The following is an 8,142-nucleotide window of genomic DNA, read 5'->3' on the forward strand; positions in this document are numbered from 1 at the left end:
GGGCGGGTAGGACGGGGCAGCACAGCGGTACGGGCGGCGGGTAGGACGGGGCAGTGCGCAGTACGGGGCAGTGCGCAGTACGGGGCAGCACGGCAGTACGGGCGGCGGGTAGGTCGGGGCAGTACGGCAGTCAGAGCTGAGCGCGGTGTGGCTCGCTCAAGTCGGACGGCTCGGGCGTGGATGGATGGGGAGGAGGGAGCCGGTCCTCAGCGGAGGAGTGCATTCGCGAGGACCGGTTCGCCTCATCAACGCCGGCGAGCAGCGTGTCTAGCCGAGGAATGCCAGCGCCGTGCGCGCGAAGGCGTCCCGGTGCTCCAGGAAGATGGGTCCATGTCCCCCACCGGGGACCACCCAGAGGCGCGACTGCGGAATGGCGCGATACAGCTCGAGCCCCAGCTCCACGGGGTAGAGCGGATCGCCATCCCCATACACGATGAGCGTGGGCGCGGAGATGGTGGACAGCAGCGGCGGCGTGAAGTTCATGTCGTCGTAGCTGTCCGCGAACCCGCGCCCGTGCCGCCACAGCGCGCGAATCTGCTCATCTCCCAGCGAGTGCCGCGCCCGCATCTCGGCCCACTCGGCCTCCGTGCGGCCCTCCTCGGTGAACGTCGCCATGATGCGGCGGGCCTGCGCGGGGTAGTAGGGCGGGCTCGACACGAGCACCATCCGCTCCACGCGCGCCGGAGCCCGGGTGGCGATGTGCAGGAGCGTGTTCCCACCCAGGCTCATGCCGATGGCGCGGAACCGCTCGATACCCAGCGTGTCCATGAGCGCGAGCACGTCCATCGCGCACTGGCGCATGGTGAACGTGCCTGACGGGTTGTTGCTCCGGCCATGGCCGCGCAGGTCCGGGATGATGAGCCGGTACCGCCGCGCGAGCGCCTCCAGGTCGAAGACATGCGTCCAGTCCGAGCCCGTGCCGGTGAACCCGTGCAGCAGCACGAGCGGAGCTCCCTCGCCGCGCACCGCGTAGTGCAGCTCCATGCCCTCGACGGCGGCCGTGCGGGTGACAGGCGTTGCGTCCATGCGTGACTCCTCCGAGCAGCACGAAACGCCGCGCGCGCCTACGCCACCGGCTGCGCCACCGGCTCGATGCCGAGCGCCTCCTGCGCGAAGCGGAACATGCGGGCGTTGAGCTGCTCCAGGAACGGGAGCGGGTGGCGTCCGGAGCGGTCCGCCGCGTCCTCCAGCTTCTGCTTGCAGTGCAAGTCATTGCAGAGCGTCACGCCCACGCGGCGCTTGTTGTCCACGTCGGTGGTCATCATGCCCACCTCGGCGGACGTGCCGTAGCTGTGGCACCACTCGCACATGCGGTAGGTCGGCTCCCCGCCTGGAGGCTCGCGGCGGAAGATGATGCCAATGGGCTTGCGGCTGCCCGGCGCGGAGAAGATGAGGTACACGCGCGCGCCGGACGTCTCCGTCCACGCGAGATAGTCACGCACGAAGAGCGGGAAGGTGATGCCCTCGGGCATCTCGATGACCCGGCGGTCACGCGAGCGGAAGGATTCGATGAGCTCCCGGTCGGATTCGAAGCGAAACACGGCGGCTCCTTGGCGAACGCCTGCACTAACAGGCAGCGTCGCCCATATCCACCGAGGAGCCGGACAGCAGGCGGGCTTCCCGGCGCCCGGGCGTGGCTTGCTGGGGGAGCCAGCGCTGCCTCCACGGTGACACCGGCCGCCCGTCTGGAGGGTTCGGCGGGTCCCACCGGGGGTAGAGCGCGCCTCGGGGGGACACAGGACTGTGGGCTGGTGGACAGTTCGTCCGCCATGGTATTTCTGGTCATGACTTGCCGGGCCGCCCTTCCGGGCGACAGGCCGCCCGGCGCCTCGCATGGCCAGAATCCTCATCGTCGACGATGAAGTGCACGTCCTGGGAGCGCTCCGGCGATTGCTCCGCCGGGAGGGGTTCTCCGTGGAGGTGGCGCTCAGTGGGGAAGAGGCGCTCGACAAGCTGCGCACCTTCGAGGCGGACCTGATCATCTCCGACTTCCGCATGCGCGGCATGAACGGGGTGCAGCTCCTCGGGCAGGTGATGAACGCCATGCCCCGAACGGTGCGCGTGCTGCTGTCGGGCCACGCGGACCTGCGCACCGGCAACGACCCCCAGTCGGGGGAGGGCGTCGTCTCCCGCTTCTTCAGCAAGCCCTGGGACAACGAGGACCTCGTCTCCGAGGTGAGGTCGCTCCTCGAGACACATGCCCCCTCTCCGGGGAGCGCCTGAGCCCGGCGAGCACCGCGATGCCCCAGACGCCCCGGTCGATTCTCGCCGAAGCGGACCCCGAGCAGGTCCACAAGGCCATCCGAGCCATCGGTGGGCTGGGCCCCGCCGTGACCAACCTCGCGCTCATCGTCTGGTACTGGGGCGACTGGCGCGTGGTGCTCGGCACCGTCGCCGTGGGCGTGTGCCTCACGGTGACGAACTCGGTGCTCGTCGAGCGGCTCGCGAGCCTCGTGGGCCGGCCCCTGGCGGAAACGCTGCGGATGCTGGTCAACACCGGGGGCATCGCGGTGGGCGGGTACCTCACCCACTGGTCTCCGCTCGTCTGGCTCTTCGTGCCCTACAACATGCTCTGGTTCTACGGGCTGGACGCATGGGCCCGTCCCCGGATGGCCGTCTACCTCGCCCTGGTGAACGGGCTGGCATGGTGGGGAGGCGCCGACCCGGCGCTGAACGTGGCGTTCACCCTGTTCGGCGTGTTCGGCTACCTGCTGTCGGAGCGGCGGGATGTGCTCTTCCGCAACGTGCTCCGGCGAGTGCTGGACCAGCAGACGGAGCTCCAGCAGGCCCATGCCCGGCTGCAGCAGATGCACCAGCGGGCGCTCGAGCAGGAGAAGCTCTCCAGCCTGGGGACGCTGGCGGCGGGCGTGGCGCACGAAATCAACAACCCCATGAGCTTCGTGACGAGCAACGTCGACTCGCTGCTCCGTGAGCTGCGGGACACGCCGGGCCTGCCGCCCCACCTCCAGGAGTACGTGGACGACGCGCTCCCCGCGACGCTGGATGGCATCCGGCGGGTGAATGCCATCGTCACCGACCTGCGCCGCTTCGCGCGCGGGGACGCGGAAGCGCCCGTGGCGTACGAGCTCGATGGCGAGGTCCGCGCCGCGCTGCGCATCGTCCACGGCCAGCTCAGCCACTGCGCCGTGGAGACCGACCTGGGTGACGTGGGGACGCTGTTCGGCCGTCCCCGGCAAATCGTCCAGGTGCTGGTGAACCTGCTGGCCAACGCGGGGCAGGCCACCCGGGCGGGCGGCAGGATTCGCGTCACCACCTGCCGCGAGGGCGACGCGGTGCGGGTGGCCATCCAGGACACCGGCGAGGGCATGTCCCCCGAGACGCTGAAGCGCCTGTTCCAGCCCTTCTTCACCACCAAGGCCCCGGGCTCGGGCACCGGGCTGGGGCTCGCGGTGGCGCACGGCATCATCACCTCGCATGGCGGCCGCATCGACGTGGAGAGCCGGCCAGGCGAGGGCTCCTGCTTCACGCTCCACCTGCCCGCCATGCTCCCGCGGTCCCAGGAGGACGGGGGCCCGTCCGAGAAAGAAGAGTCGCGGTCCGCCGCCTGAGCGCTGGAGCGGGGAGGGCGGGAAGACAGCGCCGTCGTAAATGCGTCATATTTCCCAGGTGACGCATTCCGCTTCATGATGCGGCTTCGTAGCATCGGCTCCCCCAGGAGGTGTCCCGTGCTCTCTCGCCCCCCACCGCACTTCCACGTCGCCATCGTGGGCAGTGGCTTTGGCGGAATCGGAATGGCCATCCGCATGAAGCAGGAGGGGTTCCGGGACTTCGTCATCCTCGAGCGCGCGAGCGACGTGGGCGGCGTCTGGCGTGACAACTCGTACCCGGGCTGCGCGTGCGACGTGCAGTCCCACCTCTACTCGTTCTCGTTCGCGCCCAACCCGGGCTGGTCCCGCTCCTTCTCGCCCCAGCCGGAGATTCACGCGTACCTGCGCGACTGCGCCGACCGCTTCGGCATCCGCCCGTACATCCGCTTCAATCACACGGTGCGCGAGGCCCGGTGGGACGACGCGCGGCAGCGCTGGCGCATCGAGACATCGCAGGGCACGTACACGGCGGACGTCTTCATCCCCGCGGTGGGCGGGTTGAGCGAGCCCTCCATCCCCGCGCTGCCCGGCCTGGAGCGGTTCCAGGGCAAGGTGATGCACTCGGCGCGGTGGGACCATGGCTACCCGCTGGACGGCAAGCGGGTGGCGGTCATCGGCACTGGCGCGTCCGCCATCCAGTTCGTCCCGGCCATCCAGCCGCGCGTGGGCCGGCTGCTGCTCTTCCAGCGCACGGCGCCGTGGGTGGTGCAGCGCAACGACCGGGCCATCGGCGAGGGCGCGCGGCGGCTGTTCCAGCGGATGCCGGGCCTCCAGCGGCTGGCGCGGGGGACGCTCTACGTGCTGCGCGAATTGCTGGCGCTCGGGTTCATGCACCCGTGGATTCTGCGGCTCGCCCAGCGGCGCGCGCTGCGCCAACTGGAAGAGACCATTCCGGACCCGGTGCTGCGCGCGAAGCTGACGCCGAACTACACAATGGGCTGCAAGCGCGTGCTCGTCTCGGACGACTATCTGCCCGCGCTGACGAAGCCGAACGTGGAGGTCCACACCGGCGGCATCCAGGAGGTGCGCGAGCACTCCCTCGTGACGAAGGACGGCGTCGAGCACCCGGTGGACGCGCTCATCTTCGGCACGGGCTTCCAGGTGACGGCCATGCCCTTCATGCACCACGTGTACGGGCGCGACGGGCGCTCGCTCATGGAGTCGTGGGAGGGGACCATGAAGGCGCACCTGGGCACCTCGGTGACGGGCTTCCCCAACCTCTTCATGCTGCTGGGGCCGAACACGGGGCTCGGGCACACCTCCGTCATCCTGATGATGGAGAGCCAGATTGAGCACGTGCTGGGCGCGCTGCGCTACCTGGAGGGCCGGGGGCTGGCCGCCGTGGAGCCCACACCCGAGGCCCAGGCCGAGTTCGTCCGGCAGGTGGACACGCGCATGGCCACCACGGTGTGGATGCAGGGTGGCTGCGTGAGCTGGTACCAGGACGCCACCGGCCGGGTGTCCACCCTGTGGCCGGGCTTCACCTTCACCTTCCGGCGCCGCGTGGAGCGCTTCGAGCCCTCCGAGTACGTCGCCATCCTTCCGCATGGCCGCCGCAAGCCCGCCGCGTTCCCCGCGCCGTCGGGACAGATGGCCCATGCCTGAGCACACGTTCCCTTCCACACAGCGACTCGCGGGAGACACCCCATGAAGACGGTGAAGGACAAGGTCGCGGCCATTACCGGCGCGGGTTCCGGCATCGGCCGGGCCACGGCGGAGCTGCTCGCGCGCAACGGCTGCCACGTGGCGCTGTCCGACGTGAATGAGCAGGGCCTGGCGGAGACGGCGGAGAAATGCCGGGCCCACGGCGTGCGGGTGAGCACGACGCGGGTGGACGTCGCGCAGCGGCAGGCGGTGCACGCCTGGGCGGACGACGTGGCGCGGGAGCAGGGCGCCGTCCACATCGTCATCAACAACGCGGGCGTCGCCCTGGGCGCCACCATCGAGGACACCCGGTACGAGGACTTCGAGTGGCTGATGAACATCAACTTCTGGGGCGTGGTGCACGGCACCAAGGCCTTCCTGCCGCACCTGCGGGCGGCGGGAGAGGGCCACATCATCAACGTCTCCAGCGTGTTCGGCCTCATCGGCGTGCCCACGCAGTCCGCGTACAACGCCGCGAAGTTCGCGGTGAAGGGCTTCACGGAGGCGCTGCGCCAGGAGCTGGAGGTGGAGGACGCGCCCATCGGCGTCACCTGCGTGCACCCCGGCGGCATCAAGACGAACATCTCCCGCAATGCCCGGGTGACGCACCGCAAGGGGTGGGTGGACGAGAGCTCGAACAAGGAGTTCGAGAAGTCCTTCCGGACGACGCCGGAGCGCGCGGCGGCCGACATCTTCGCGGCCATCCTCAAGAACCGGCGGCGCCAGCTCATCGGCGGTGACGCCGTCGTCATCGACCTGATGCAGCGGCTGTTGCCGTCGCTGTACCAGAAGCTGATGGTGGCGGGCGCGCGGCGCCGGCGGCGGAAGCTGCTGGAGGTCACGACATGAAGACCGCGCGCGCGGGGAAGCGAGCCGCCGTTTCGGCTCCGGCGCCCCGGCGCGCACGGCAGGACGCCGCGCGGGTGACGCCGCTCGCCCGGCGGCTGGAGACGCCCTCGCGGGCCACGCCCCAGGACCTCTTCACCCTGGCGCTGGACTGGTGGAAGAAGGGCGAGCGCTTCGACATCGGGCGCATGGCGCAGGAGCTGGGCGTCAGCCGCGCCACGGTGTTCCGCTGGGTGGGCAGCCGCGAGCTGCTCTACGGCGAGGTCCTCTCCAAGTTGTTCGAGGGGGCCCTGGCCCACGCCCGGAAGACGGCCCGGGGCGAGGGGCCCGACCTCATCGCCGACGTCACCCAGCGGCTGTTCCGGCTGCTGGTGACGGACGAGCCGCTGCGGACCTTCGTGCGGCAGGACGCCGAGTACGCGATGCGCATCCTGATGTCGCGCAGCAGCACGGTGGAGCAGCGCTGCGCCGCGAGCATCCGCGCGTCCCTGGAAGAGGGCGTGCGCCTGGGCGTCATCCGGCCGGTGATGGACCTGGACGCGCTGGCCTACGTCATCCTCCGCATCGGCGAGTCCTTCCTCTATCGCGACGCCCTCACCGGTGACCCGGTGGACGTCGAGTCCGCCATCACCGCCATCCGCATCCTGCTCACCGTGGAGCGGGACGATGTGCGGTGGAAGCGCCGCTGAAGGCCCGCCGCTACTCCGGGGTACCCGTCCTGGGCGGGCTTCGCAGCGCGTACAGCACGCCGCCCACCGCGAGGGCGATGGCGCCCGCGACGAGGTTGCGCGGCTGCGCGCTCATCGCGAAGACGACGCACAGCGCGGCGGCGGCCAAGGGAATCACCGGCCCGCCGGGGATGCGGAAGGCCCCGGGCTGCTGGCGGAGCTTGCGCCGCAGCACCGGCACGGCCAGGGCGGTGCCGAAGTACGTCGCCAGCCGCGCCACCACCGACAGGGTGGCGAGCACCTCGAACGAGCCGGAGAAGGCCAGCGGCAGGGCGATGGCCGTCTGCGTGAGGATGGCGGCGGTCGGCGTGCGGAAGCGCGGGTGGAGCGACGCGAGCACCCGGGGGCCGAAGCCGTCCCGCGCCAGCGCGTAGAGGTAGCGCGGCCCCGCGAGCACCGTGTTGCTGTTGGTGCCGAGGATGGAGAGCACCGCGCCCACCGTCATCACCAGCCCGCCCCAGCCGCCGAGGAAGCGCGCCGCCGCGTCCGCCAGCGGCGTTTGCGCATCCACCACGCCCGGCAGCGTGCCCAGCGCCACCCACTGCACCGCGGTGTAGATGAAGGTGACGACGCCAATCTGCACGATGAGCGCGAAGGGCACGTCGCGGCGCGGGTTCTTGAACTCGCCCGCGGGCGCGGCGGTGTTCTCGAAGCCCGCGTAGGCGAACAGCAGCAGGAGCACCGCCGCCCCCAGGCCGCCCTCCGGCTTCGCCACCACGGAGGACGCCTGCTCCCAGCTCACGAAGAAGATGCCCGCGCCGATGAAGAGCAGCAGCGGCAGCGTCTTGGTGATGGCCAGGAACACCGCCGTGCGCGCCCCGGACTTGACGCCCACGACGTTGATGGCCGTCAGCAGCAGCAGCGGCAGCGCGATGGCCAGCGCGCGCCCCACGCCCTCGTTGGCCTGCGGCCACAGGTAGCCCAGCGCCCGCGCGAAGCCGGCGGACAGCGAGGCCACGGACGAGACGCGGGCCAGCCACGTCATCCACCCCACCTCGAACCCGACCAGCTCGCCGAAGGCCTCGCGCGTGTAGACGTAGGCGCTGCCCGGCCGGTCGAAGTAGCTGGCCGCTTCCGCGAAGCACAGCACCAGCATCAGCACGCCCAGCCCCGCGAGCACGATGGCGCCCACGCTCGCCGAGCCCAGATTCGCCGCCGCCGCCGCCGGCAGCAGGTACACGCCGCTGCCGATGACGTCGTTGATGGAGAAGCCCACGATTTCCCAGCGGGACACCGCGCGCTTCATGCCCAGGTCCTGGGGCGCCGGGGTGGCGGAGGCCGTCGTCGTCGGGGACGCCGCCTGTCGTTTTTTGAAA

General features: G+C 70.7%; 8 protein-coding genes. 5 read left to right on the forward strand and 3 right to left on the reverse strand.

From position 1 onward, the window contains the following. Positions 1 to 267 precede the first annotated feature (267 nt). The gene (locus HG543_RS48930; protein WP_169351856.1) at positions 268 to 1,026 is read right to left on the reverse strand and encodes an alpha/beta fold hydrolase; all 759 of its coding nucleotides are present in this window, start codon (positions 1,024 to 1,026) and stop codon (positions 268 to 270) included. A 38-nt stretch (positions 1,027 to 1,064) separates the two neighbouring features. Next, positions 1,065 to 1,541 carry an FBP domain-containing protein gene (locus HG543_RS48935; RefSeq protein ID WP_169351857.1) on the reverse strand — a complete coding sequence of 159 codons (477 nt, stop codon included), beginning with the start codon at positions 1,539 to 1,541 and terminating at the stop codon, positions 1,065 to 1,067. Positions 1,542 to 1,833: 292 nt separating this feature from the next. Between HG543_RS48935 and HG543_RS48940 the strand changes: the two genes are divergently transcribed. From HG543_RS48940 to HG543_RS48960, 5 genes are all read left to right on the forward strand, one after another. Further along, positions 1,834 to 2,223, forward strand: coding sequence for a response regulator (locus HG543_RS48940; RefSeq protein WP_169351858.1), 390 nt, complete (start codon positions 1,834 to 1,836; stop codon positions 2,221 to 2,223). Positions 2,224 to 2,240: 17 nt separating this feature from the next. Further along, positions 2,241 to 3,569: a sensor histidine kinase gene (locus HG543_RS48945; RefSeq protein WP_169351859.1), complete on the forward strand. Its 1,329-nt coding sequence runs from the start codon at positions 2,241 to 2,243 to the stop codon at positions 3,567 to 3,569. A gap of 117 nt (positions 3,570 to 3,686) precedes the next feature. After that, entirely contained in the window at positions 3,687 to 5,213 is a 1,527-nt protein-coding gene (locus HG543_RS48950) for a flavin-containing monooxygenase (protein WP_343073635.1), read from the forward strand. Positions 5,214 to 5,255: 42 nt separating this feature from the next. Next, entirely contained in the window at positions 5,256 to 6,101 is an 846-nt protein-coding gene (locus HG543_RS48955) for an SDR family NAD(P)-dependent oxidoreductase (RefSeq protein WP_169351860.1), read from the forward strand. Then, positions 6,098 to 6,787 (forward strand): QsdR family transcriptional regulator, encoded by a 690-nt coding sequence (locus HG543_RS48960; RefSeq protein ID WP_169351861.1) that lies wholly within the window; start codon positions 6,098 to 6,100, stop codon positions 6,785 to 6,787. Before HG543_RS48955 ends, HG543_RS48960 begins: the two co-directional genes overlap by 4 nt. Positions 6,788 to 6,797: 10 nt before the next feature. Here HG543_RS48960 and HG543_RS48965 read toward each other — a convergent pair. Then, positions 6,798 to 8,142, reverse strand: a 1,345-nt coding sequence (locus tag HG543_RS48965; RefSeq protein WP_246357849.1) for an APC family permease, incomplete at its 5' end; no start/stop codon positions are given.

The organism is Pyxidicoccus fallax (genome assembly GCF_012933655.1).
GTDB classification, from domain to species: Bacteria; Myxococcota; Myxococcia; order Myxococcales; family Myxococcaceae; genus Myxococcus; species Myxococcus fallax.